This window comes from Paenarthrobacter sp. NPDC089675, assembly GCF_044749185.1.
Taxonomy (GTDB): Bacteria; Actinomycetota; Actinomycetes; order Actinomycetales; family Micrococcaceae; genus Arthrobacter.
This window is the reverse complement of the sequence record NZ_JBIVHM010000010.1, coordinates 127,411-149,212: the sequence shown is the minus strand read 5'-3', so window position 1 is coordinate 149,212 and position 21,802 is coordinate 127,411. Positions and strand designations below refer to the sequence as shown.

23 protein-coding genes and 1 riboswitch are annotated in these 21,802 nt (G+C 64.7%); of the genes, 9 read left to right on the top strand and 14 right to left on the bottom strand.

The window, feature by feature from the left end:
- Positions 1 to 199: 199 nt before the first annotated feature.
- On the bottom strand, positions 200 to 718 hold the full coding sequence (locus ACIPY2_RS19040) for a hypothetical protein (RefSeq protein ID WP_400267956.1): 519 nt from the start codon (positions 716 to 718) through the stop codon (positions 200 to 202).
- A 134-nt stretch (positions 719 to 852) separates the two neighbouring features.
- Here ACIPY2_RS19040 and ACIPY2_RS19035 point away from each other — a divergent pair, with 134 nt between their 5' ends.
- Together ACIPY2_RS19035 and ACIPY2_RS19030 are read left to right on the top strand one after the other, a co-directional pair.
- The gene (locus ACIPY2_RS19035) at positions 853 to 1,350 is read left to right on the top strand and encodes a sigma-70 family RNA polymerase sigma factor (protein WP_400267955.1); all 498 of its coding nucleotides are present in this window, start codon (positions 853 to 855) and stop codon (positions 1,348 to 1,350) included.
- A complete protein-coding gene (locus ACIPY2_RS19030) occupies positions 1,347 to 2,009 on the top strand; it encodes an anti-sigma factor family protein (protein ID WP_400267954.1) in 663 nt (220 codons plus the stop codon). The genes ACIPY2_RS19035 and ACIPY2_RS19030 overlap by 4 nt, the downstream gene beginning before the upstream one ends.
- On the opposite strand, the gene ACIPY2_RS19025 is transcribed toward ACIPY2_RS19030, so the two are convergent.
- Genes ACIPY2_RS19025 through trmB form a run of 3 tightly spaced genes read right to left on the bottom strand, consistent with a single transcriptional unit; the run spans position 1,992 to position 3,803 of the window.
- Positions 1,992 to 2,480, bottom strand: coding sequence for a type II toxin-antitoxin system RatA family toxin (locus tag ACIPY2_RS19025; RefSeq protein WP_400267953.1), 489 nt, complete (start codon positions 2,478 to 2,480; stop codon positions 1,992 to 1,994). The genes ACIPY2_RS19030 and ACIPY2_RS19025 overlap by 18 nt on opposite strands.
- Before the next feature lies 1 nt (position 2,481).
- Complete coding sequence (locus tag ACIPY2_RS19020; protein WP_400267952.1) at positions 2,482 to 2,874, bottom strand: hypothetical protein; 393 nt, start codon at positions 2,872 to 2,874, stop codon at positions 2,482 to 2,484.
- Between the two features lie 23 nt (positions 2,875 to 2,897).
- Positions 2,898 to 3,803 carry a tRNA (guanosine(46)-N7)-methyltransferase TrmB gene (trmB, locus tag ACIPY2_RS19015; protein WP_400267951.1) on the bottom strand — a complete coding sequence of 302 codons (906 nt, stop codon included), beginning with the start codon at positions 3,801 to 3,803 and terminating at the stop codon, positions 2,898 to 2,900.
- Between the two features lie 119 nt (positions 3,804 to 3,922).
- On the opposite strand from trmB, the gene ACIPY2_RS19010 reads away from it, so the two are divergent.
- Both ACIPY2_RS19010 and ACIPY2_RS19005 read left to right on the top strand, forming a co-directional pair.
- The gene (locus ACIPY2_RS19010; protein WP_400267950.1) at positions 3,923 to 5,494 is read left to right on the top strand and encodes a molybdopterin-dependent oxidoreductase; all 1,572 of its coding nucleotides are present in this window, start codon (positions 3,923 to 3,925) and stop codon (positions 5,492 to 5,494) included.
- Between the two features lie 122 nt (positions 5,495 to 5,616).
- The gene (locus ACIPY2_RS19005) at positions 5,617 to 6,825 is read left to right on the top strand and encodes an MFS transporter (RefSeq protein ID WP_400267962.1); all 1,209 of its coding nucleotides are present in this window, start codon (positions 5,617 to 5,619) and stop codon (positions 6,823 to 6,825) included.
- A 67-nt stretch (positions 6,826 to 6,892) separates the two neighbouring features.
- Here ACIPY2_RS19005 and ACIPY2_RS19000 read toward each other — a convergent pair whose 3' ends face one another.
- Together ACIPY2_RS19000 and ACIPY2_RS18995 are read right to left on the bottom strand one after the other, a co-directional pair.
- Positions 6,893 to 8,185, bottom strand: coding sequence for an MFS transporter (locus ACIPY2_RS19000; RefSeq protein WP_400267949.1), 1,293 nt, complete (start codon positions 8,183 to 8,185; stop codon positions 6,893 to 6,895).
- 25 nt (positions 8,186 to 8,210) lie between these two features.
- Positions 8,211 to 9,428, bottom strand: coding sequence for a M20 family metallopeptidase (locus tag ACIPY2_RS18995; RefSeq protein ID WP_400267948.1), 1,218 nt, complete (start codon positions 9,426 to 9,428; stop codon positions 8,211 to 8,213).
- Positions 9,429 to 9,567: 139 nt separating this feature from the next.
- On the opposite strand from ACIPY2_RS18995, the gene ACIPY2_RS18990 reads away from it, so the two are divergent.
- Positions 9,568 to 10,605: an Lrp/AsnC family transcriptional regulator gene (locus ACIPY2_RS18990; RefSeq protein WP_400267947.1), complete on the top strand. Its 1,038-nt coding sequence runs from the start codon at positions 9,568 to 9,570 to the stop codon at positions 10,603 to 10,605.
- 60 nt (positions 10,606 to 10,665) lie between these two features.
- Here ACIPY2_RS18990 and ACIPY2_RS18985 read toward each other — a convergent pair whose 3' ends face one another.
- Both ACIPY2_RS18985 and soxR read right to left on the bottom strand, forming a co-directional pair.
- The gene (locus tag ACIPY2_RS18985; protein ID WP_400267946.1) at positions 10,666 to 11,361 is read right to left on the bottom strand and encodes an SAM-dependent methyltransferase; all 696 of its coding nucleotides are present in this window, start codon (positions 11,359 to 11,361) and stop codon (positions 10,666 to 10,668) included.
- A 60-nt stretch (positions 11,362 to 11,421) separates the two neighbouring features.
- Positions 11,422 to 11,883: a redox-sensitive transcriptional activator SoxR gene (gene soxR / locus ACIPY2_RS18980; protein ID WP_400267945.1), complete on the bottom strand. Its 462-nt coding sequence runs from the start codon at positions 11,881 to 11,883 to the stop codon at positions 11,422 to 11,424.
- Between the two features lie 63 nt (positions 11,884 to 11,946).
- On the opposite strand from soxR, the gene ACIPY2_RS18975 reads away from it, so the two are divergent.
- Together ACIPY2_RS18975 and ACIPY2_RS18970 are read left to right on the top strand one after the other, a co-directional pair.
- Positions 11,947 to 13,341, top strand: a complete 1,395-nt coding sequence (locus ACIPY2_RS18975) for an MFS transporter (protein WP_400267944.1) — start codon at positions 11,947 to 11,949, stop codon at positions 13,339 to 13,341.
- A 343-nt stretch (positions 13,342 to 13,684) separates the two neighbouring features.
- The gene (locus ACIPY2_RS18970; protein ID WP_400267943.1) at positions 13,685 to 15,400 is read left to right on the top strand and encodes a DEAD/DEAH box helicase; all 1,716 of its coding nucleotides are present in this window, start codon (positions 13,685 to 13,687) and stop codon (positions 15,398 to 15,400) included.
- Between the two features lie 128 nt (positions 15,401 to 15,528).
- Here ACIPY2_RS18970 and ACIPY2_RS18965 read toward each other — a convergent pair whose 3' ends face one another.
- The 5 genes from ACIPY2_RS18965 to ACIPY2_RS18945 all read right to left on the bottom strand — a co-directional run bounded on the left by ACIPY2_RS18965 (position 15,529) and on the right by ACIPY2_RS18945 (position 18,805).
- Positions 15,529 to 16,179: an MBL fold metallo-hydrolase gene (locus ACIPY2_RS18965; RefSeq protein WP_400267942.1), complete on the bottom strand. Its 651-nt coding sequence runs from the start codon at positions 16,177 to 16,179 to the stop codon at positions 15,529 to 15,531.
- 4 nt (positions 16,180 to 16,183) lie between these two features.
- On the bottom strand, positions 16,184 to 17,188 hold the full coding sequence (locus ACIPY2_RS18960; RefSeq protein WP_400267941.1) for an aldo/keto reductase: 1,005 nt from the start codon (positions 17,186 to 17,188) through the stop codon (positions 16,184 to 16,186).
- A gap of 182 nt (positions 17,189 to 17,370) precedes the next feature.
- The gene (locus ACIPY2_RS18955; protein WP_400267940.1) at positions 17,371 to 17,754 is read right to left on the bottom strand and encodes a DMT family transporter; all 384 of its coding nucleotides are present in this window, start codon (positions 17,752 to 17,754) and stop codon (positions 17,371 to 17,373) included.
- A gap of 2 nt (positions 17,755 to 17,756) precedes the next feature.
- Positions 17,757 to 18,071 (bottom strand): DMT family transporter, encoded by a 315-nt coding sequence (locus ACIPY2_RS18950; protein ID WP_387439598.1) that lies wholly within the window; start codon positions 18,069 to 18,071, stop codon positions 17,757 to 17,759.
- Positions 18,072 to 18,081: 10 nt separating this feature from the next.
- Positions 18,082 to 18,147, bottom strand: a riboswitch (guanidine-III (ykkC-III) riboswitch).
- 64 nt (positions 18,148 to 18,211) lie between these two features.
- Positions 18,212 to 18,805 carry a HutD family protein gene (locus tag ACIPY2_RS18945; protein ID WP_400267939.1) on the bottom strand — a complete coding sequence of 198 codons (594 nt, stop codon included), beginning with the start codon at positions 18,803 to 18,805 and terminating at the stop codon, positions 18,212 to 18,214.
- Between the two features lie 98 nt (positions 18,806 to 18,903).
- Between ACIPY2_RS18945 and ACIPY2_RS18940 the strand changes: the two genes are divergently transcribed.
- Complete coding sequence (locus tag ACIPY2_RS18940) at positions 18,904 to 19,500, top strand: phosphoribosylanthranilate isomerase (protein ID WP_400267938.1); 597 nt, start codon at positions 18,904 to 18,906, stop codon at positions 19,498 to 19,500.
- Positions 19,501 to 19,722: 222 nt separating this feature from the next.
- On the top strand, positions 19,723 to 20,124 hold the full coding sequence (locus ACIPY2_RS18935) for a YccF domain-containing protein (protein WP_400267937.1): 402 nt from the start codon (positions 19,723 to 19,725) through the stop codon (positions 20,122 to 20,124).
- Between the two features lie 11 nt (positions 20,125 to 20,135).
- On the opposite strand, the gene ACIPY2_RS18930 is transcribed toward ACIPY2_RS18935, so the two are convergent.
- A complete protein-coding gene (locus ACIPY2_RS18930; protein ID WP_400267936.1) occupies positions 20,136 to 21,779 on the bottom strand; it encodes an exo-alpha-sialidase in 1,644 nt (547 codons plus the stop codon).
- Between the last annotated feature and the right edge of the window lie 23 nt (positions 21,780 to 21,802).

Genomic DNA, 21,802 nt, shown 5'->3' with positions numbered 1-21,802 from the left:
GTTTCTGAGCCAAAGTGAACTGACTCCGCTTCGAAGCACGCAAGGGAATAACAAAATCCATGACGGACCTTTCCCCGCCCTGTGCGTCAGACCGCGAGCGACACACAACCTGTCACACGACAGCCTGACACACAGGGAATTTCCGGCTTGCTGGCAGGATTCCCACGAACTCGGCGAGGACGGTTGGTTTCCCGCGACCTCAGTAACCCGTGGACGCAGCCCCCTTGATCATTTCCCCGCTCGGGCTTACCAGGTACCAAACGTTGCTCACGCCCTGGCCCGCGACATCGCCGGGGGCCTTGTCCTTGGCGTAGTAGTACAGGGGCATGCCGTTGAGGGTTACCTGCTTCTTCCCGTCAGGCGTTGCAATGGTTCCCACCTTGCCGGTGACGCCGTCAACGGTGGGAGTGCCCGACGTCGTCGTAAATACCGGCCACGCCGCGAGGCAGGCTCCGGTGCAGGCACTGGTTCCGGAGTCCTTAACGTCCTTGGTGAAGACGTAGAGGCTCTTGCCCTGGCTGTCCACCACGATCTGGCCGGCACTGGATGACGCGGTCTTCATGTCCGCGGCTGCGGCAGGAGTGGAGGAAGCCGCAGACGACGACGACGAAGGCGGTGCCGACGCTGAAGAGGTGGACGTACCCGGGCTCCCGCCACATCCTGCCAAAGCGGCGGCGAGGAAGAGTCCCCCGATTCCCAGGCTGAGTTGCTTTTTCATCCTTAGCTCCTTTGACGAGCCGGCCGGACGGGTCGGCGCTAACCCGTACGACGCCGGCCGCGCAAGAATGGTTCAAGGTGAACCTTTTCGGGACGAGGGGCGTCGTATGGGGTGACACAGCGAAGGAGGTGGCTATGCCGTTGGACGAGGACGTGGTGGCAGCGATTTACCGCGACCACGGCGTAGCCCTGAAACGCTTCGTCCTCAGCTGCACGCCTGACGCAAACCTGGCCGACGACGTGGTGCAGGAAACCATCCTCAAAGTGTGGCAGCACGCCCCGCAGATCACCGGAAGCCTGCGCAGCTACCTGTTCAGGACCGCGAGGAACGTGATCATCGACAATTACCGGAAGTCCCAACGCCGCCCCAACGAAACCGGCGAGCACGACCTCCCCGACCATGCCGCCACGGAACGAGTGGACGAACTCCTCAACCGCGTGCTCATGGAAGAGGCGTTGCTGCGGTTGAGCCACGAACACCGCGAGGTACTGGTGGCCTTGCACTACCAGCGGTACACCGTGGTCGAGGCCGCGTTGCAGCTGAATATTCCTGCGGGCACCGTGAAATCAAGGGCTTTCTACGCTGTGAAGGCCCTCCGAACGATCCTTGATGAAATGGGGGTGGAACGATGAACGGCGAGACCGTCCACCAATTGCTGGGCGCCTATCTGCTGGGTGGCCTGGAACCGGAGGAAGCCCGGGCCTTCGAAGACCACCTCAACGGCTGCGCCGAGTGCCGGCAGGAACTGGAAGGACTCGAGAGCCTCCCTGCGCTGCTGGACGCAGTCCCGGCCGCTGACGCCGTCGCCCTCACAACCTCCGGCGGCACGCAGCCGCTCGCACCCATCGAACCCGCACCGCAAGCACTGCTGGTGGACTTGTCGGCCCGCAGGCGGAAATCACGACGGCGGTGGGCCGCTGTTGTTGGTGCGGTGGCTGCTGCATGCCTGGCTTTGGGTTTCCTCGCCGGGCCGTTGCTGAACCAGCCACCTAAGCCTGATGCCACCTACTCCGTGGAGTCCGGGAACGGCCTGCAACTCACGGTGGGCATGGTGAAGAAGACCTGGGGCACGGAGTTGGATGTCGAGGGCCGCAGTATGCCCCTGGAGGGGACGCTTTACCTGTGGGTGAAAGGCCGCGATGGTGCCGAGGAGCGGACCTGCGGATGGACTGCCACCCCGAGCGGGCGCATTAAGATCACCGGTGCCACCCCGGTGCAGCTGACAGGCATCGCAGGGGTGGAGCTCAGGGACGAGTCCGACAAGACGGTTGCCTCAATCTCGGTTCCCTGATGGGGCTTGGAGTTCGGCGACGAGTTCCGGATCCTCGCATGCACGGGCAAAGGCTTCGATCCGTCGTTCGATCTCGCGGCCAAGCACCAGCATGCCGATCTTCTCCGCGACCGGGCCCAGCCAGGCAGGCCTGCAGGAGAACGTGTATTTCCAAACCGCACGGGTCCCGCCGTCCTCGGGGGTGAAACGCCAGCCACCGCCGAAGTTACGGAAGAACCAAGGCCCGGCAACCATGGTCATGCCTACGTTCCGGGGCGGGACGTAGGAAACATACTCGGTGACCATCTTGAGGCCCATGCGGGAAACGGTCCTGGTGCGGACACCTTTGCCGGCCTTCGCCGCCCCGTCAACGAAGGACTGCGCCGAAATGAAGGGGTCCCATTTGAGCCTGAACGTTCCCGTGGTTTGGGAGAGGGCAAACGTGGTTTCCGGGTCCAGCCGAATGAACCGCTCCGCGCGTACTTGTGGCATGTCAGGCGCCCTGTCCCGAACCGAGCAGCAGGATCACCAGGAACGCAACACCAAACACATTTACGGCCATGATGGATAAGCCGATGATGCCCGTGATGCGCCCGGCGTTCATGCGTCCCGAGCGGAACACTGCAAACAGTCCGGAAACCATCGCCGTAATGGCCAGCAGTACCGCGGCGGCGGCGAATGCCAGAGCTCCCACCCACCACGCGTCATTTCCCTGGTTGTACCTGCTCACCGATGACGCGAAGGCCGCGATGCCAAGGGGGATGCTGACCACGGCTGCCACAGGGGAGAGCACGGCACTGACGATGCTGGTGATACCCGCACCCAACCCGGGCGTCCCCGTACGTGGTGGCTTTTGGTAGTGCTCTGCCGGCGGCTGGTAGTTCATGCTTCCCCCCAAAAAGTCCCGGGCTAGATCTTGCGGTAGGTGAGGTCGAAGATCATGCGACCGGCTTCGTGCGCCTTGTTCTCGAAGCTGGTGCGGATCCGGCCATCGAAACGTGGTGCCCAGCCGCCCACCTCGTCGATGCCCTGGTTCGGCCCGGTGTGCTCGGTACTGACGGGCGCCCGGCCTTCCTTGACGGGTGCGCCGCCCACCACGGATTCGACGCCGGATTGCCACACGTGCGTCAGGGGGCTCTCCTCGCCGCTGCGCTCGCCTTCGTGCATGTTCTCGAATTCGGTGGATCCGGCGAGGACTTCGCGGACATGGATTGCGTAGTTGGACCAGTCCGTGGCGATGCGCCAGTAGCCGCCCTTCTTCAGGGCCTTGGCTGCAACGGCCGCAAATGCCGGCTGGATCAGCCGGCGCTTATGGTGGCGGGCTTTGTGCCAGGGATCCGGGAAGAACACCCAGAGTTCGCTCACGGAACCGGCCGGAAGCATGGATTCGAGGACTTCAGGGGCGTTGGCTTCCACCACACGGACGTTGGTCAGCCCGCGGCTGTTGATCTTCATGATGGTGTTGGCCAGTCCCGGCGTGTAGACCTCCACGGCCAGGAAGTCCTTGTCCGGGTTCTGCTCGGCCGCGTGCACCACGGCGTCGCCCAGGCCCGAACCGATTTCAACAATCAGCGGAGCTTTCCGGCCGAACACTGCCTCGGCGTCGAAGACATAGTCCGGGTGCACGGAGGTGTTGGCGACGTGCCGCGGGACCTGGATGGCCCAGCGTTCGGCGTGCTCTTCCCAAGCGGCCTGCCTGCGTCCCTGAAGGCGCGTGCCGCGGCGCACGAAACTGACGGGCCTGCCGCCGTACGTGCCGTAGGAAGCCTGGCTGCCGGGGGTAATGGGGCGCGGGGAATCTGGAGTATCACTCATGTCCATTCAAGAATACTTTGGTTCCAGCCAACGGGTCTTTCCGGGGAATGGAGATCCTGGCCGGGGAGGGGCGCCGTGGTCCCACCCATCCGTGCGCCGGCCCGCTCCGAATCATTGACATGGCTAAGCTCCCACCCCGATCCAAAGGCACCTACTTCATGGCCGCACTGGCAGGCGTGGTGTCCGCCGCCGTCGTGCTCGCTGTTGCGGAACTGATCGGTGCGTACTTCACGGCCAGGGCAACGCCGCTCTTTGCCTTGGGGTCCACGTTCATCGACTTCACTCCGCCGTGGCTGAAGGACTTTGCGATCGCCACGTTCGGCACCAACGACAAGGCTGCCCTGTTCGTGGGCATGGGCCTGACCATTGCCGTGCTGGCTTGCGTGCTGGGCGTGGTTGCCTACCGGAAATGGGCGTTGGGCGTCCTCGGCGTGCTGTTCCTGGGAGCAGTCATCGTGGCGTGCGTCCTGACCCGCGCAGGGGTTCGCCCCGTGGACTCTATCCCGTCAGTGCTGGGGACCCTGGCCGGCCTGGGAGTACTGCGCATGCTCATGGTGCCGTTGTGGCGGCTGGACACGTCTCAGCAAGCAGCCGACGCCGATGGCGGGTTTGAACGCCAAGGCACCAGCCGCCGTCGTTTCTTCGCTGCTGCCGGCGTCACGGCCGTGGCGGCGGGAATCGCGGCCACTGGCGGCCGCTTGCTAAGTGCCGCGCGGAGCAACATAGCGCAAGCACGCGAGGCCCTCCGGCTCCCTGCTCCGGCCAAGCCGGCGGCTGCGGTGCCGGCGGGCGTTCAGTCCCCGGTGGAGGGAGTGCCGCCTTGGCTGACCCCGAACAAGGACTTTTACCGCATCGATACGGCCCTGAGCGTCCCGGAAATCAATGCGGCTGACTGGCAATTGAGGGTCCACGGAATGGTGGAAGAGGAAGTCACCCTTAACTTCCAGGACCTTTTGGACGGCTCGCTGATTGAATCGCACGTCACCCTTACCTGTGTCTCCAACCCGGTGGGCGGAAAACTGGCCGGAAACGCCAAATGGTTGGGCCTGCCCATCCGCGATGTCCTGGCCAGGGCCAAACCCAAGGATGGAGCGGATATGGTGCTTTCAAAGTCCATTGACGGCTTCAGCGCGTCCACTCCGCTGGAGGTCCTGCAGGACGACCGCGACGCCATGCTGGCGATCGGCATGAACGGCGAGCCGCTTCCCTTGGAACACGGTTATCCGGTGCGGATGGTGGTTCCGGGACTGTATGGCTTTGTCTCCGCCACCAAATGGGTGGTTGAACTGGAGGTCACCCGCTTCGCCGACAGCAAGGCTTACTGGACCGAGCGCGGATGGTCGGAACGTGGACCCATCAAGACGATGGCACGCGTGGATGTGCCGGGATCGTTCGCCAAATTGAAGGCGGGGAAGGTCGCTGTCGGCGGCACCGCCTGGGCACAGACTAGGGGCATTACCAAGGTGGAAGTCCAGATAGACGACGGCGAATGGGCCGAGGCCACGCTCTCTGCCGAAGCATCCACCGTCACGTGGCGCCAGTGGTCCTATGAATGGAATGCCACGCCGGGAATGCACTACGTCCGGGCCAGGGCGACCGATGGCACGGGAGAAGTCCAAACAGACAAACGAGCCGATCCTGTACCTGACGGAGCTTCGGGTTGGCCGTCGGTGATGGTAACCGTGGAGTGACGTGGGAACCGGCTGACAGAATAGGACGTGTGACCTCCTCCCAGAAGCCCGTCTCAGAGAAGCCCGCCTCGGCAAACACATCCGGCAAGCGCCCCCTCCCGGAGGTCGCCGTCGACGCCGAAATCGACGAACAGCCTGCGGCAGCTCCCACAGAGCTCAAGGGAAAACGCGGCCTGGTCTACCTGGCCGTTTGCCTCATCCTCATTGGCCTCAACTTGAGGACAGTATTCTCCAGCTTCTCCGCCGTTCTTCCCGAAGTGACGTCCGACGCCGGCCTGCCGGGATGGTCGGTGGTGGTGCTGACCACCGTGCCCGTGACATTGCTGGGTGTCTTCGCGCCCCTTGCCCCGGTGCTGGCTCGTCGCTTCGGAGCGGAACGGGTCCTGCTCGGGGCAATGGCCATCCTCACGGCGGGCCTTCTGGTCCGCCCGAGCGAGCTTCCGGGAGCGGGCCACCTCCCGAGCCTTCTTGTGGGAACAGCGGCTTGCGGCGCGGCGATCGCGCTCTGCAACGTGCTCCTGCCCGGCGTGGTCAAGAGGGATTTCCCGCACCGGCTGGGCCTCATGGGTGGCCTCTACACCACTGCGATCTGCGCCTCGGCAGCCCTCGGCGCAGGATTCACGTATCCGGTCTTTTCGGCAACCGGCCACTGGACATCGGCGCTGTGGTTCTGGGCGGTGCCTGCCGGCGTCGTGCTTTTGCTTTTCCTGCCCCTGGCGGTCCGCCAGCGTGCGGTCCGGCACCAGGCAATGCACGGCGGAGTCAATGTGTGGCGTTCACCAGTGGCGTGGCAGGTCACGGCGTTCATGGTTCTTCAGGCGATGATGTCGTTCAGTGTGTTTGCCTGGCTCGCGCCGATCCTGCGCGACCGGGGTGTGGACGGGGGGACGGCGGGGCTGATCGTCTCGGTCTCGATCGTGCTGCAAATGCTTGGCTCGCTCTTCGCGCCGGCGCTCGCCGCGAGGTTGAAGGACCAGCGGGCCATCAACCTGGTGGTGGCGCTCATGACGGGCGGCGGGTTTGCCCTGAGCATTTTTGGGCCCACGGAACTGATCTGGGTCTGGACAGGATTGCTCGGACTGGGCCAGGGCTCCCTCACGGCCGTTGCCTTGACCATGATCATGCTCCGAACCCGCGATGCCCACACGGCGGCGCACTTGTCCGGAATGATGCAGGGTGTTGGCTACGGGGTGGGCTCCACGGGGACGCTCCTGGTGGGGCAACTCCATCAGGCGACCGGTGGGTTCGCCGCCGCAGGAATCCTGTTCCTGGTTGTGGGTGCCCTCGCGGCGTTCTTCGGCTACCGCGCAGGCCGCGACCGCTTCGTTTAACGTTGCGAGGCCCGCTCTGCGTCCCAAAACCAGGGGATAGGGCGCAGAGCGGGCCTCGCAACGAAGCTCAGACGGTCAGGTCCTTGCCCTTCGTCTCGGGGATCGTGAACACAAACGCGATGCTGATCACCAGCAGGATCACGGCGTACACGTTGAACAGGTATCCCTGGCCAATCGTGGTCAGCCACGTCTGCAGGTAGGGAGCCGTGCCACCGAAGGCAGCAACGCAGATGGAGTAGGGAACGCCGACGCCGACGGTACGGATGTGCGTCGGGAAGAGCTCGGCGTACACTGCCGGGACGATCGCCGCGCTGCCTGCGATGAAGAACAGCATCACGGCCATGGACACGGTGAGCTGCCATGGCGAATCCTTCAGCAGCCACGTCATGGGGAAGTGGAACAGGGCAGCGCCGGCCGAGGAGAGAATCAGCACAGGCTTGCGGCCGATCCGGTCCGAGAGCTTGCCCCAGAACGGCAAGGCAGCGATGAACACGATGTTGGCAATGACGCCGGCCCAGAGTGCGGCACCGCGGTCCATCTTGAGGGTAGAGGCAGCGTAGCTCGGAGCCACGACTCCCCAAATGTAGTAGACAACCGTGAGGCCAACAGTCAGCCCGATGACCTGCAGTGCTTGCTTGCGGTACTTGACGATCTGCGGCCACATCGGGGCGCGCTTTTCCTTGGGCGCCTCTGCCTCGAACGCCTCGGTTTCCTTCATCTTGGCCCGCATGATCAGGGCGTAGATGCCCAGCGCGCCGCCGATGAGGAACGGAATACGCCAGCCCCAAGCACTCATGTCATCCTTGCTCAGCACGGCCGTCAGGATGGCGCCGAGCAAAGTGCCGGCCAGGATTCCCGCGGTACCCGAGGTGTAGATGAGGGTTGCCCAGAAGCCGCGGCGCTCCTTGGGTGCCATCTCGGACAGGTACGTTTGCGACGACGGCAGCTCACCACCGTGCGCCAGGCCCTGAATAAGGCGGGCCACCAGGAGCATCACGGACGCAAGGGCACCAACGGCTGCGAACGTGGGAGCGATACCGATGAGCAGGCTGCCCACCGCGCCCAAGGCAACGGCGATGGTCATGGAGGTCTTGCGGCCGATCCTGTCGCCGATCCAGCCGAACACGAAGCCGCCGAACGGCCGGGCAACGAACCCGACGGCGAAGATCGCCAAGGTGGACAGCACGGCGGAGGTGGGATCGGCCTGGCTGAACAGGGCGCTCGCGATGAACGGCGAGAACGTGGCGTAAATCGCCCAGTCGTACCATTCAACGGCGTTGCCGATGCCGGTTCCCACCAGCGTGCGCACGTGGGATTTGTGGACCTTGGCGTCGGGGGACGTTCCAACGGTAGTGGTCATGGGGTTCTCCAAGGGGGCGGTGGGGCTAGTTGGCGGAAAGGGTGGCGATGCGGGAAACGGCGAGTTCGGCGTAGAGCGCCGCGCCGTCGGTGAGGACGCCGTCGTCGAACGTTGCGTAGGGCGAGTGGTTGAAGGGCGACGTCGCGTGGTCGGCTCCCGGGGCTACGGCACTGAGCCCCACGAAGGTTCCGGGAACCTCGGCGAGGACGCGGGAGAAGTCCTCGGAGCCGCTCAGGGGAGTGGCCATGCGGGTGAGGCGCGACTCCCCGAACATCCCGGCGATGACCTTTTCGGCCGTGTTCGTCTCGTCCTCGTCGTTGATGGTGAGGGGGTATTCCTGCTGGTAATCCACGTCCACCTCCAAACCGTGGGCCGAGGCGATGCCTTTGAGGAGCTTGGGTACTGTAACCATCATCTTCTGCCGGGACTCTTCGGAGAAGGTCCTGATGGTGGCTTCAATCCGGGCAGTTTCGGGGATGACGTTGCGCTTGGTTCCTGCGTGCAGCACGCCGACGGTCAGGACTACGGGATCGAACATGTTGAACTGCCGGGTGACCATGACCTGGAGTGCGGTGACCATCTCGGCCGCGGCCGTCACGGGATCCTTGGCGGAGTGGGGTGCTGAGCCGTGGCCACCGGCCCCGAGGACCGTCACCACGAGGCCGTCGGAGGAGCTGAGCATCACGCCGTTCTTGGTGACGAACTGGCCGTGCGGTTCCAATGAAGAGAAGACGTGCATTCCGTAGGCTGTGTCCACGCGGCGGCCGGCAGCATCCAGGACGCCTTCGTTGATCATGTAGCTGGCACCGTCGAATCCTTCTTCGCCGGGCTGGAACATGAGGACCACATCCCCGGCCAGTTGGTCTTTCCGTTCGGCCAGCAGGGTGGCGGCGCCGGCCAGCATGGAGGTGTGGAGGTCGTGGCCGCAGGCATGCATCGCGCCGTCCAAGCGGGACGTGTAATCCACTCCGGTGGTTTCCTGGACGGGGAGGCCGTCCATGTCCGCCCGCAGCAGCACCACGGGCTTCTCCGCCGAAGCGTGGGCCGCCCCGCCCCGCAGGACTGCGGTGACCGACGTCGTGTCCTTGCCCAAGGTGATCTCGTACGGAAGTCCGTCCAGCGCCTTGAGTACCTTTTCCTGCGTGCGGGGGAGCTGCAGGCCGATCTCCGGTTCGCGGTGGAGGTCGTGGCGGAGGCGGACGATGTCGTCCTGCAGTTCCTTGGCGTCGGCGGCGATGGTCATTCGTTCTCCTGTGGTGCTTGGCTACGGGTTCCTTATGCCATTCTGTGGTGACCTGATTCACAATGACGGAAACATCTGGAAATTTGCATTCAATGGGAGAAAACGCAGGATTCATGCATCGTTGACGGACAATAGAGCTATGGAACTCAGTGAAGAAGATCTGCGGCTCATCAATGCACTGCAGATTTCGCCCCGCATCAGCTGGTCCGACGCCGGCGATGTCCTGGGCGTACACGCCACCACCTTGGCCGCACGCTGGGACCGCTTGCTGGCGCAAGGAGCGTCTTGGACCACCGCACACCTCATGGGCGACCCCAAGAACATGTGCCTGGCCATGGTGGACATCGATTGCGAAATGGACCTCCGCCCTGAGGTGACAGCCGCCGTGGCCGGCCTGCCTGAGGTGATCACGGTGGAGGAAGCCGCGAGCAACCGCGACCTCACCCTGACAGTCATCACCCAGGACCTGGACGAGTTCAGTACCGGCCTGTTGCCGCGGCTGAAGGAAGTCCGCGGGCTCACCAAGTACCACACCGCCCTCTGCACACGGATCCACACGAGCGGCTACGCGTGGCGGCTCAACGTATTGAGCAAGGCCGAACAACAGGCTGTCCGCGCGCTCGCAGGACCCGAGTCGGCCAACCCTTCTGCTCCGGATGCCATCGTGGTTCCGCTGCCGGAGAGCCACCTCGCCCTCATCCCGTTCCTTGCCCGTGACGGCCGCGCGTCGGCCGCCGAGATCGCGCGTGCCCTTGGCCGCCACCCGGCCACCGTGCAGCGCCAGCTGGGACGCGTACTGGCCAGCCGGATGCTGTCCTTCCGCTGCGAGATCGCGCAGAAATTCTCGGGTTACCCCGTCACCGTGCAGTGGTTCGCCAACGTCCCGGCCGGCCAGCACGAAGCAGCAGCCACGGAGCTCAGGGCCATCAGGAACGTCCGATTCTCGGCCTCCACCACGGGCAGAACCAACTTCACCATGATCATGTGGCTGCGCACCCTGGCCGAGGTCATGGAAATGGAGCTGGCTATCCAGCAACGCATTCCGGGGGTGGAGCTCGTGGAGAGCGTGGTGATGCTCAACACCGCAAAACGGGTCGGCTGGATGCTCAACCCGGATTCGACGGCGACGGGTACGGTGGTGGCGCCTTACGGTGAACTGCTGCCTGAAAGCGCATAAAGCACGACGCCGGAGCGCGGCTTAGGTGCCGAGGCCGGGTTTCGGTGTGGCAGCCTCGGGCTAAGCGTTCTTCGTGGCCCGCAGAACGGTGTCCAGGATGGTCGCGGGAGTGCCTTCGGGACTTTCGATAGTGCGTTCGCGGGCTTCCAGTACCTCAACGGTCCATGGCCCTGTCTTCAGGTCAAGGGCTTCCGCGAGTTCCTCCGGCGTGTAGAACATGTCCGACTCGTGGTGGTGGCTCCAGGGAGCCAGGCCGTGCGGGTGGTGCCCCACGATCAGGAGCGTGCCGCCCGGTGCAACCGCAGCTGCCGCCTTCGCCGTGGAGTCCTGCCAAGGCAGCAAGGGGGAGTGGAGGAACTGCGCCGAGACGAGGTCGAAGACGGGCTCCGGAGTCCATTCGGCCAGGTCCTGCTGCTGCCACGTGATTCGTTCTTCCTGGCCATTTTCGGCTGCGTGCGCGGCGCCACGTTCCAAGGCCACGGAAGAGACATCCACGGCGGTCACGCGCCAGCCCTTCCTGGCCAGCCAGATGGCATCCCCGCCCTCGCCGCAGCCCAGATCCAAGGCAGTACCCAGGGGGAGGTTGCCGGCCTCCGCTACCAGTTGGGGATTCGGGTTGCCGCTCCAGATCTTGGAGCGCTCACGGTACATACCGTCCCACATGTCCACGGCGTTGCCTGCGTCTTCGTGGAGGTTCAAGCGGCCTTGCTGGTCGCCGTGCTGGTGGGTGCCGCCGTCGTGGGTGTGTTGAGTCATGACCCAAGCGTGCCGGGTGCCGTCAACCCCAAGCAAGCCCCGTTGCCGTTTCGGCAGGGGTCAAGCCGGCGTGGTCCACCGCTGAGCACCGGCGCCGGTCGCCCCTAATTCGTCCGACGGGTTCTGCAGCGTGCACGACTTCAGGCTCAGGCATCCGCAGCCGATGCAGCCGTCCAGGTCGTTCCGAAGGTGCTCCAGGGCAGCGATTCGTTCGTCGAGTTCCTTCCGCCAGCGCAGGGATAACCGTGTCCAATCACGCTTGGTGGGCGTTCGTCCGTTGGGCAGCGATTCCAGGGCCTCGCGGATGTCCTTGAGCGGCAGGCCCACGCGTTGCGACGTCTTGATAAACGCCACCCGCCGCAGCGTTTCACGCGCATAGCGGCGCTGGTTGCCGGGGGTGCGGTATGCGCTGATGAGACCGTTGCGCTCGTAGAAGTGAAGGGCCGACGGCGAAACTCCGCTTCGTTCAGAAAGCTCACCAACGGTCAGGGCCCGGTGGGCGTCGCCGGATACCTGCGGCATGATCCAACCTCCAGCGGCGTGTGAATTGACCTCAACAATAGTTGAGGTTCTAGGGTAGCGTGCATGACCCCTGACAACCCATCGGCCGGTATCCTGCGCCGTCCGTACCTCTTGGCCACAGTGGGAACGTGTGCGCTGGTCTTCTTGAGCGCGTTCGAATCCCTCGCGGTGACCACGGTGATGCCGGTGGTCAGCCGGGACCTGGACGGAGCCCGCCTGTATGCGTTGGCCTTCGCCGGGCCGCTGGCAACGGGTGTGCTGGGCATGGTGTGTGCGGGGAACTGGTCCGACCGCCGGGGGCCGCGGGCGCCGCTGTACGCGTCCGTGGCGTTGTTCGTGGCGGGCCTGTTGATCGCGGGAACTGCCGGGACCATGGAACTGCTGCTCCTCGGCAGGCTGGTCCAAGGGCTTGGGGGCGGTGCCATGACGGTAGCCCTCTACGTCCTGGTGGCCCGGGTCTACCCGCCTGCCCTGCACGCCAAGATCTTCGCCGCCTTCGCCGCGTCCTGGGTGGTTCCCTCCCTGATAGGTCCGTTTGCCGCGGGCGTAGTGGCCCAGTTGAGCAGTTGGCATTGGGTGTTCCTGGGCGTCGTGGGCCTGGTCATTCCGGCGTTGGCAATGGTGGTTCCGGCAATGCGTGGCATGGCCGCTGCAGCTCCAACCGAACCGGTCCCGTGGGCATTCGGCCGGATGGGCTGGGCGGCCTTGGCTGCCCTGACCGTCCTCGCGCTGAACCTCTCGGCTGAGGTGCCGGGAGCCGGTTGGGTGATTGCCGCCGTCGCGCTTCTCGTGGCGATGCTTGCCGTGCGGCCGCTGGTGCCTCGCGGAACGTTGACGGCACGACGCGGGCTGCCCAGCGTCATACTTTCCCGCGGCCTCGCTGCAGCCGCGTTCTTCGGCGCCGAGGTTTACCTGCCGTATCTGCTGACTGAACGCTACGCCTTCACGCCCACTTTCGCGGGCCTCACCTTGACGGGCTCGGCGCTTGCCTGGGCCGGCGCCTCGGCACTGCAAGGCCGGCTCGGTTCCCGGCTTGCCGATGCGTTGGCAGTGAAGATAGGAGCCGCCCTGGTGTTGGCAGCCATTGCCCTCGCGTTCGTTACGGCTGCGCTTGGGCTGGTTCCGGCCATTGCGATTGGCGGCTGGTTGTTCGCGGGGTTCGGCATGGGCCTCATCTACCCGCGGCTCAGCGTCATGACCCTGGCGCTGTCCACGCCCGGGAACCAGGGGTTCAACAGCGCTGCCATGTCCATTTCGGATTCCCTGGGCGGGGCCTTGGCACTGGCCACCACGGGGCTCGTCTTCGCCACATTTACGACGACGAACCCGTTCGCGGCGGTTTTCACACTGACGGCGTTGATCGCCGTCGTCGGGGTTCTGGTGGCGCCGCGGGTCGCCGCCCGTTCGGCGCTGTCCCAAGCCCCGGACGCCGAAGCCGAGCTCGCCAACCAGCCATAACACCTCCCCCGTTGTGAGGCCCGCTTTGCGCCCTTTGAACGCCCGAAAGCACGCAGAGCAGGCCCCACAACGCTGGCGGATGCGCGGTGATGGCTCCAACACTGCTAGAATGGGATCACTTGATGTGCGGTGACGCCCTGAAGGCTGGCTTGGAAGAGCGGGCAACAGGGCATTTTTCATGTGAGAGGCACATCCTGCGTCGATGAACGCGTTCCATTTGGTCCCGGCCACCGCTGTTGCAGCGAACCGGTAGACCACCTGACTTTTCCTCGGCGAACCCCTGGCCCAACCGGCGTCGGGGGCCGATGTCCGCTACTGGACACCGCCCGAAAGACATGAAGTAATGACTACTTTTGCTGCCCTTGGCACGCCCAAGGCAATTGCTGAATCCCTCGCCGCAGACGGCATCGAAGAAGCATTCCCCATCCAGGTCAAGACCCTGCCGGACACCCTCGCAGGCCGCGATGTCCTGGGCCGTGGCCGCACCGGCTCCGGCAAGACCATCGCCTTCGCCATCCCGCTCGTTGCCCGCTTGGCAGAGCGCGAGGCAGGGTACTTCCGCAAGCCGGGCCGTCCCCTGGGCTTGGTCCTCGCACCGACCCGTGAGCTCGCAACCCAGATCAACGCCACCATCGAGCCGCTGGCCAAAGCCATGGGCCTGAACACCACCGTGATCTTCGGCGGCATCTCCCAGGCACGCCAGGAGAAGGCGCTGCGCGCCGGCGTCGATATTGTCATCGCTTGCCCGGGGCGCCTCGAAGACCTGATCCGCCAGCGCATCCTGACCCTCGAAGCTGTTGAGGTCACCGTCCTGGACGAGGCCGACCACATGGCCGATCTCGGCTTCCTCCCCGTGGTCAAGAAGCTCATGGATATGACTCCCAAGCAGGGTCAGCGCCTGCTCTTCTCCGCGACGTTGGACAACGGTGTTGACAAGCTCGTCAGCCGTTATCTGTCCAACCCGCTGACGCACTCCGTGGACGATCCCCAGGCCGCGGTCACCACCATGGAACACCACGTCCTGGTGGTCAACGACCAGACAGTCAAGAAGCAGCTCATTGTGGAACTGGCGTCCGGCGCAGGCCGTCGCGTCCTCTTCATGCGGACCAAGCACCACGCCCGCAAGCTCGCCAAGACCCTCACGGACGCCGGCATTCCCGCGGTGGACCTGCACGGCAACCTGTCGCAGAACGCCCGTGACCGCAACCTCGCCGAGTTCTCCAGCGGTGAAGTGCGCGTCCTCGTGGCTACCGACGTCGCCGCCCGCGGCGTCCACGTTGACGACGTCGAACTGGTCATCCACGTGGACCCGCCCACAGAGCACAAGGCATACCTGCACCGTTCGGGCCGTACGGCACGTGCAGGTTCGGACGGAACCGTTGTGACGCTGACGCTCCCCGAGCAGCAGCAGGACGTCAAGAAGCTCATGCGGGCAGCCGGCGTCGACGTTTCGTTCGAGCGCGTCACGGCCAACTCCCCATTGGTTGCCGAGCTAGTGGGGGACGTCGCGGACAAGGTTGATCCCCGTACCCGTGCTGCCCTCCTGGCCGCCAAGCTCCCGCAGCAGGGCGGTGGCTCGTCCACCGGCGCCAATGCCCAGCGCAAGCGTGCACGCCGCTCCGGCCAGGCTGCTCCTACGGCTGGCGGCCGCGGTGGACGCGGCGGACGTGGCAAGGTTTCGGCCGAGCCGGTTCGCACGGACTTGAGCCGCGCCGAGCGCCGCGCAGCAATGAACGACGACGTCGCGCGCAACTCCCGCGGCCGCGGCAAGTCGGGTGCGACTCACCGTAACGACGTTCCGGGCTCGCAGGGGCAGGGTGCCCGCAGCGGTCGTCCGGCCACGGGCCAGCGTTCGGCGTCGGCTCCGCGTTCGGCGTCCACCACTACCACCCGCACCAGCGGAAACAAGGCCGTGTGGTCCTCCAACACCGGTGGTACTTCGGGTGGCTCCTTCGGTTCGGGCAACTCCGGCCGCGGTGGCTCCGGCTCGGGTCGTCCGGCCCGCAGCGGCCCCCGTCGCGCGTCGGCTCCGGCCTCGAACGAGCGCCGCGGCCGCTGAGCCAGCGTTGTGAGGCCCACTCTGCATCCCCACCGCCCCCCTAACTTCGCAAGCTCAGTCAGGGAACCCGGGCGGCGTGGGCCCTGCTACGGGAATACCGCGCAGAGCAGGCCCCGCAACGCAGGCCTCTACCAGCCCCGGGCGCGCCACTCTTCCAAGTGGGGCCGCTCGGCACCGAGGGTCGTGGGCAGTCCATGTCCGGGATGCACGATCGTGTCATCCGGGTAGGCGTCGAACAGCCGTTCCGTGACGTCGTTCAACAGTGACGTGAAGCGTGCGGGGTCGTTCTGTGTGTTGCCGACGCCGCCCGGAAACAACGAGTCGCCACTAAAAATGTGGGCGGGCCCGTCCGGATCCTGGTACACGAAAGCGATCGAGCCAGGGGTGTGTCCGCGAAGGTGGATCGCCCGGACCTCGAAGTCGTCGAACCGCTCAACGTCGCCGTGACTGAGCCGAACGTCCACCGGAACGGGCAGCGCATCGGCGTCGTCCGCTCCTGCAGAGGTGGTGGCCCCGGCGACCTTCACCAATTCGGGAAGCGCACGCACGTGGTCCCAGTGCTGATGCGTCGTGGCGATCCGGAGCAGCTTGGTGGGTTCGGGTGTGTCCGCCGCGGAATCCTCCAACAGCTGCTTGATGGCGGGTAGATCGTCTGCTGCATCGATCAACACCTGTGCACCTGTTGCCTTGGAGGTCAGCAGGTACACGTTATTGTTCATTTCGCTGACGGAAATGCTGCGGATGGTGACGTCGCGCAGTGAATGAATAAGCGAATCCATCTGCTCAGCCTACGTTGTTCGCTTCGCGGCCCTGCGACACCCAGTTGGGATCGGCGGAGCGTGAACCCACGACGGCGTCAGCGGCTTGGTTGAGTACCTCAAGATGCGTTTCGCCCAGGTTGAGGGACAGTGCGCCGAGGTTCTCGTCGATGCGCTGCGTTTTACGCGTGCCGGGGATAGGAACCACCGGGATGCCGATGCGTCGGCCCTGTTCAAGGAGCCACGCCAGGGCCACCTGCGCCGGGGTAGCTTCGAGTTGCGCGGCTACTTCCCGGACCGCGGCAACCACGGCCTGGTTTGCGTCCAGGGCTCCTTCGCCGAAGCGGGGGATCCTGTGGCGGAAGTCGTTTTCGCCGAGGTCGCTTGCACTGACGGTTCCTGTGAGGAATCCGCGGCCCAGCGGCGAATACGGCACAAAGCCAACACCGAGTTCCTTGGCTGCAGGAACAACATGTTGCTCAACATCCCTGCTCCAGATCGACCATTCGCTCTGGACCGCGGCAATGGGATGTACGGCGTTGGCTTGCCGGAGCTCCTCGGCTGTTACTTCGGACAGCCCGAGGTGCCGGACCTTGCCCTCACGGACCAGCTCCGCCATGGCCTCCACGGTTTCCACAATCGGAACGCGGAGGTCGCGGCGGTGCATGTAGTAGAGGTCAATGACGTCAGTGCCAAGGCGGCGAAGGCTCGCCTCGGCCGCCTGCCTGATGTAGGGAGCATCCCCGCGGACGCCCGTGTACCCGTCCGCGGGGTTGCCCTCGATCCCGAACTTGGTGGCCACTTGGACCTCGTCGCGGCGGTCCTTGAGGAGCCTGCCCACGAGTTCTTCGTTGCTGCCTGCGCCATAGATATCCGCGGTGTCAATGAAAGTGATCCCTGCATCCACGGCATGCCTCAAGGTTTGGAGACCCTCTTCCGGATCGATCCCCCCGTACACCGGGGTGAGGGCCATCCCGCCAAATCCGAGCGGGCTGACGGTCAGGTCATTGCCAAGGTGAACTGCAGCCATGAGAATCTCCAATGCGCATAGGTATCCAAAATGCCCTTTGCTGGCGTGAACTCCGTGTGCGCGGCAGGTATTCCTTGGTTGCGCTGAGCCGATTCGATGACTCACTGCGCATTCGACGGCAGGACACGTCTAATGCGCAGCGAGTCATCTAAAGGGGCGGAGATCCCGGGGCGTGCGCGAGGCTACTCGGCGTTGGTGCCCTTGTCAGCCGGCAGGGCCTTCAAACCCGCAGCACAGCCCACGATCCCGGCAATGAACAGCAGCTTCAACGGACTCGCCGGCTCAACACCACTGATCATGGCCCAGCCAACAGTCAGTGCTGCACCGATGCCCACCCACACCGCGTAGGCGGTGCCAAGGGGGATGCGTTTCACGGCAATGCCGAGGCCCAACATGCTGAGTGCTGCGGTGACCGCGAAAACCACTGTGGGCAGCAACTCGGAGAAACCGTTGGACAGTCCCAGGGCCGTAGCCCAGACAGCCTCGAGGACGGCGGACGCAAGGAGGACCAACCAGAACAGGCCGGTCTTGGTCGTGCGGCTCTCGGCAATGATGTGCGTACTCATGGCTATGCCACCACCTTCAGGCCAACAACACAGGCGCCGATTCCGGCCAGCAGCAGGAGGCGTGCCGCCGTCGGGCGTTCAACTTTGGTGACCATGGCGTAAGCCGAGGTCAGCACGACGCCAACCCCAACCCACACCGCGTATGCCGTGCCGGTGGGAATGGATTGCATGGCGATCGCGAGTCCGCCTGTGCTGGCGATGACCGAAACCAGGAACACGATGGTGGGGACCGGCTTGCGGAAGCCCTTGGAGCGGTGGAGCGCTGCTGCCCAGACGGCCTCGAGGGCTCCGGAAAGAATGAGGATTAACCACGACATGACTTTTTCCTTTGGCCAGTCTTGTCGCGTGCCGGGTACTGAACCGTCGTCCGGAGGTTCCAGAGCGGAACCTTGATTTCAGGCTAGCAACTCCCGTGCGCGGTGGCCACCTCCGGTGGTTAACGTCACCACGTGCACGGTTACACCGCGTCGATGGAGATGACGGCAACGAAGCCGCGGCCGGAGATCTCCGGGCTGCGGACGTCCGAGCCCACCACGGCGTCGTAGCGGGACAGTTCCTCCGCTTCACCTGTAGCTGGATCTTCACCTTCAGCCGCGCCCGGAAGCACGGAAGCCTTGCCCTCCAAGAGCACCGCCAGTTGGCCCTCAAAGACGGGGTGGGGGCGCTTCTTGGAAATCTCCACGATGGACGTGTAGCCCTTGAACGCCCCTTCACGGGCAATGACGTTCAGGTCCCGGACATCGCCCGTGGGAAGCGTCGCCGAGGATGCTGCCTCGCCGGAGAAGCGGAAGGGGCGGTACTTTTCCAGGGGGTGCTCGGAGCCATCCACCGTCAGCAGCATCAACTCGCCGTCGATGATGGTGATGACGCGTTCCATGCCGGGGAACTCCGAGAAGTCACCTGCCTTGGAGACGTCCGCGATGCTGACCCGCCAGTCCCACGCTCCGTCCTGTTCCGATGCGACTTTCGGGTGGCTGGCCAGTTCACGCGTGACTCCGCCGCCATTGCGCCAGGGCTGGGGACGGATATCGGCAAAGCGGATGATTTCCATCCTGCCAGCCTAGTGCCGGCCCCCGGTTCTGCGTTGGCAGGCAACGCTTGCTAACGTCATATAGGGGCCGAATAGGGCGGGAAGGCTGGAGGCGCGGAATGTTCGTCAAAGTGTGTGGTTTGAGCACGCCCGAATCCGTGCGTGAAGCCGTCGACGCCGGTGCGGACGCGGTCGGTTTCGTCCTCACCTCAAGCCCGCGGGAAGTGAGCCCGGAAACTGTCCGTGAGTTGCTGCCGTTGGTGCCTGCTGGGGTCCGGGCAGTCGCCGTCTTCCGCCACGAAACCGCCGCCGACGCCATCGCGATCGCGCGCACCGCCGGCCTGTCCTGGGTTCAGCTGCATGGTCACCGCACTGCGGCCGACGTTCAGGCGGTGCACGACGCCGGCATGCGGCTCATCAGGGCTGTCACCATGGGTGCCTCCCCGGAGGAGTTCGGTGACCTGGGCGAGGACCTGTTCCTGATCGACGCCGCTGTGCCGGGCTCGGGCGAATCCTGGGATTACGCGTCCGTTCGCGAAAAGGGGCTCGACGGCCGTTCCTGGCTGCTCGCAGGTGGACTGGAACCCGGCAACGTTGCCTCGGCTGCGGCTTCGGCCAGCGCTTGGGGCGTGGATGTGTCCTCCGGAGTCGAGTCCTCCCGTGGAGTGAAGGATTTGGCCAAGATCCGCGCGTTCGTCGAAGCCGCCAAGGCCTAGCTTCCTCTCTCACGTCCCGTCGCCTTTCGGCGGTTCCTCTCTCACTTCCCGTCGCCTTTCGGCGGTTCCTCTCTCACGTCCCGTCGGCTTCTGCTCGTCAAAGGAGAGAGGGACGCCCGAAACCGGTGATTATGTGAGCGAGGATCGGGGCGGCGAAAGTCAGGGACGAGTCAGGGCAGACCCCTACCCATTTTGTCGGTCCGCCACGAGAGAATGGGGAGTATGAAAACTCTGCTCAACATCATTTGGCTGGTTTTTGGTGGCTTCTGGTTGGCCTTGGGATATTTCGCGGCCGGAGTCATCTGCTGCGTGCTCATCGTGACGATTCCCTGGGGCATCGCGTCGTTCCGCATCGGCTTCTACTGCCTGTGGCCCTTTGGCCAGATGGTGGTGGAGAAACCTGGAGGAAGCGGTGTCTTCGCCCTGCTTGGCAACGTGATCTGGCTGTTGGTCGCAGGTATCTGGATTGCGATCGGCCACGTGGTCACCGCCTTTGCCATGGCCATCACCATCATCGGAATCCCGCTGGCTATTGCAAACCTGAAGCTGATCCCGGTCTCGCTGATGCCCCTTGGCAAGCAGATCGTCCCCACCAACAGGCCGTTCGCCAGCAACTACCGCTAAGAGAGCTACCGCTAAGAAGCCGCCACGTCACCGGTGCGCATATCGAACCGGAACCTCCGCTCTGAACGTGACCTTCCGCCGTCGGCTTCTGCCGTGAAGGTGAGTTCCAGCGCGCCCGCTTCAACATCGGCGTCCGTGACCATGTAGCTCGGTGTGAAGTAGAGGGTGTGCTCGCCGGGAGCCAGGTCGACGGCGGGGAACTGGTGGTGGTGCGGTCCCTGAAGCACGACGCCGGTCATCGCCTGATTGCCCCGGTTCCGAATGCGTCCGGTGAAGGCGAGGATGTCCCCGGCCTTGTAGCCGGGAATAATGGGCCCGTAGTTGAGGTCCTGTGCCTCGCGTGTGCCCAGCACTTGGTCCGAGCCGTTATATCCCTGGCCGATTTCCTTCCAGGTTTGGACGTCCCATTGGCCCTCGCTGTTGGAGGGGATCACATGGAATTCGCCGGCGTTCTGCCACTCCTCTGGCCGGCCGGGCGTGACGGACCGGAGTTCCATGTGGAAAGAGAGAGGCTCCATAGCCGGAACGGCGGCAGGAACGGATGCGAGCTGCCGATAAAGCTGCTCGGCAGGAACGGAGGCAAAAACGATTTCCCTATAGCCCTGCCGCTCGTACAGGACTCCGATGTTCCCATCGGGCAACCGGGTTGCCGTGGAATATGCGGAACTGCCCTCGCACAGCACCAGCTTGGCCGGCCACGAAGCGCCATTGTCCGGGGAGAGGCTGAGCACGGTGTTCCGGCGCAGATGAGGATCTTGGTTGTTGCTGGCGATCAGCCAGTGGTCGGTCTCCGGTTTGGCCAAGGAATCAATGGTGGGCAGCCCATCAAAACGGGTCAGTGAGCCGTTGTCGCTGGGGTCCGGCAAATCGGGAACAGGGGCCAGGGCACTCCAGGACTGCCCGCCGTCGTCGGAAAGGGAAGCCAGCCGGCATGGCGTGGCCCTCGAGTGAAGCAGCAGCCGGCCATCGGACAGGCAGACCACCTTGTTCTCGTTGGGCCCAACCCCCGATGTGCCTGCCCCGATGAATTCCCCCAGCTGCCAGCTGTCCCCATGGTCGTCGCTGTAAGCGGATGCGGCCTGGATTTCTCCGTCCACCAGGAGGACGTATTGCTGGACCAGCCGACCCGCATAAGGGCCCGTGTGTACTTGGATGCCCTGACCCGCCGCAGCGAACAGGCCCGTGATCCCGGCGTCGGCCGATTTGAGCGAGGCGGTGAGCCGACGGTGCTGCCAGGTTTCGCCGTCGTCGTCCGAGTAACTGACATCAGCGTGTTGAACGTCGTCGTCGGGCGCCAGCCCTGCTATGGCTTCGAAGAAGCCGGCGTGCGTTCCCGCAGCCTGGAACATGAAGATGCGGCCTGTCCGGGCGTCCACGAGGAGGCTCGGGTCGCCGTAGCCGTTCAGGCCGCTGCCTGTACGGACCAGTTGCTGCTCGCCCCAAGTGACGCCGTTATCGAAGCTTCGGCGGAGGAGGAGGTCGATGGTGTTCGGCAGGTCGTCCAGGTTTGGTCGGCCGTCGTAAGCCGCAAGGAGGGTTCCGCGTCTGCTGACGGCGAGGGCCGGGATGCGGTACTGCCGGTATCCGCCGACGCCTCGGACGGCGAGGACATGCTCGGTCTCCGGCAGAGCGTGCGGTAAGAGGTAGGAGGTCACACCTCCTAGTGTAGGCGGCAGTG

Bases quoted from the DNA above. Each gene is read 5' to 3' on its own strand.
- ACIPY2_RS19040 (WP_400267956.1), bottom strand. From the start codon at position 718: ATGAAAAAGCAACTCAGCCTGGGAATCGGGGGACTCTTCCTCGCCGCC.
- ACIPY2_RS19035 (WP_400267955.1), top strand. From the start codon at position 853: ATGCCGTTGGACGAGGACGTGGTGGCAGCGATTTACCGCGACCACGGC.
- ACIPY2_RS19030 (WP_400267954.1), top strand. From the start codon at position 1,347: ATGAACGGCGAGACCGTCCACCAATTGCTGGGCGCCTATCTGCTGGGT.
- ACIPY2_RS19025 (WP_400267953.1), bottom strand. From the start codon at position 2,480: ATGCCACAAGTACGCGCGGAGCGGTTCATTCGGCTGGACCCGGAAACC.
- ACIPY2_RS19020 (WP_400267952.1), bottom strand. From the start codon at position 2,874: ATGAACTACCAGCCGCCGGCAGAGCACTACCAAAAGCCACCACGTACG.
- trmB (WP_400267951.1), bottom strand. From the start codon at position 3,803: ATGAGTGATACTCCAGATTCCCCGCGCCCCATTACCCCCGGCAGCCAG.
- ACIPY2_RS19010 (WP_400267950.1), top strand. From the start codon at position 3,923: ATGGCTAAGCTCCCACCCCGATCCAAAGGCACCTACTTCATGGCCGCA.
- ACIPY2_RS19000 (WP_400267949.1), bottom strand. From the start codon at position 8,185: ATGACCACTACCGTTGGAACGTCCCCCGACGCCAAGGTCCACAAATCC.
- ACIPY2_RS18995 (WP_400267948.1), bottom strand. From the start codon at position 9,428: ATGACCATCGCCGCCGACGCCAAGGAACTGCAGGACGACATCGTCCGC.
- ACIPY2_RS18990 (WP_400267947.1), top strand. From the start codon at position 9,568: ATGGAACTCAGTGAAGAAGATCTGCGGCTCATCAATGCACTGCAGATT.
- ACIPY2_RS18985 (WP_400267946.1), bottom strand. From the start codon at position 11,361: ATGACTCAACACACCCACGACGGCGGCACCCACCAGCACGGCGACCAG.
- soxR (WP_400267945.1), bottom strand. From the start codon at position 11,883: ATGCCGCAGGTATCCGGCGACGCCCACCGGGCCCTGACCGTTGGTGAG.
- ACIPY2_RS18975 (WP_400267944.1), top strand. From the start codon at position 11,947: ATGACCCCTGACAACCCATCGGCCGGTATCCTGCGCCGTCCGTACCTC.
- ACIPY2_RS18970 (WP_400267943.1), top strand. From the start codon at position 13,685: ATGACTACTTTTGCTGCCCTTGGCACGCCCAAGGCAATTGCTGAATCC.
- ACIPY2_RS18965 (WP_400267942.1), bottom strand. From the start codon at position 16,179: ATGGATTCGCTTATTCATTCACTGCGCGACGTCACCATCCGCAGCATT.
- ACIPY2_RS18960 (WP_400267941.1), bottom strand. From the start codon at position 17,188: ATGGCTGCAGTTCACCTTGGCAATGACCTGACCGTCAGCCCGCTCGGA.
- ACIPY2_RS18955 (WP_400267940.1), bottom strand. From the start codon at position 17,754: ATGAGTACGCACATCATTGCCGAGAGCCGCACGACCAAGACCGGCCTG.
- ACIPY2_RS18950 (WP_387439598.1), bottom strand. From the start codon at position 18,071: ATGTCGTGGTTAATCCTCATTCTTTCCGGAGCCCTCGAGGCCGTCTGG.
- ACIPY2_RS18945 (WP_400267939.1), bottom strand. From the start codon at position 18,805: ATGGAAATCATCCGCTTTGCCGATATCCGTCCCCAGCCCTGGCGCAAT.
- ACIPY2_RS18940 (WP_400267938.1), top strand. From the start codon at position 18,904: ATGTTCGTCAAAGTGTGTGGTTTGAGCACGCCCGAATCCGTGCGTGAA.
- ACIPY2_RS18935 (WP_400267937.1), top strand. From the start codon at position 19,723: ATGAAAACTCTGCTCAACATCATTTGGCTGGTTTTTGGTGGCTTCTGG.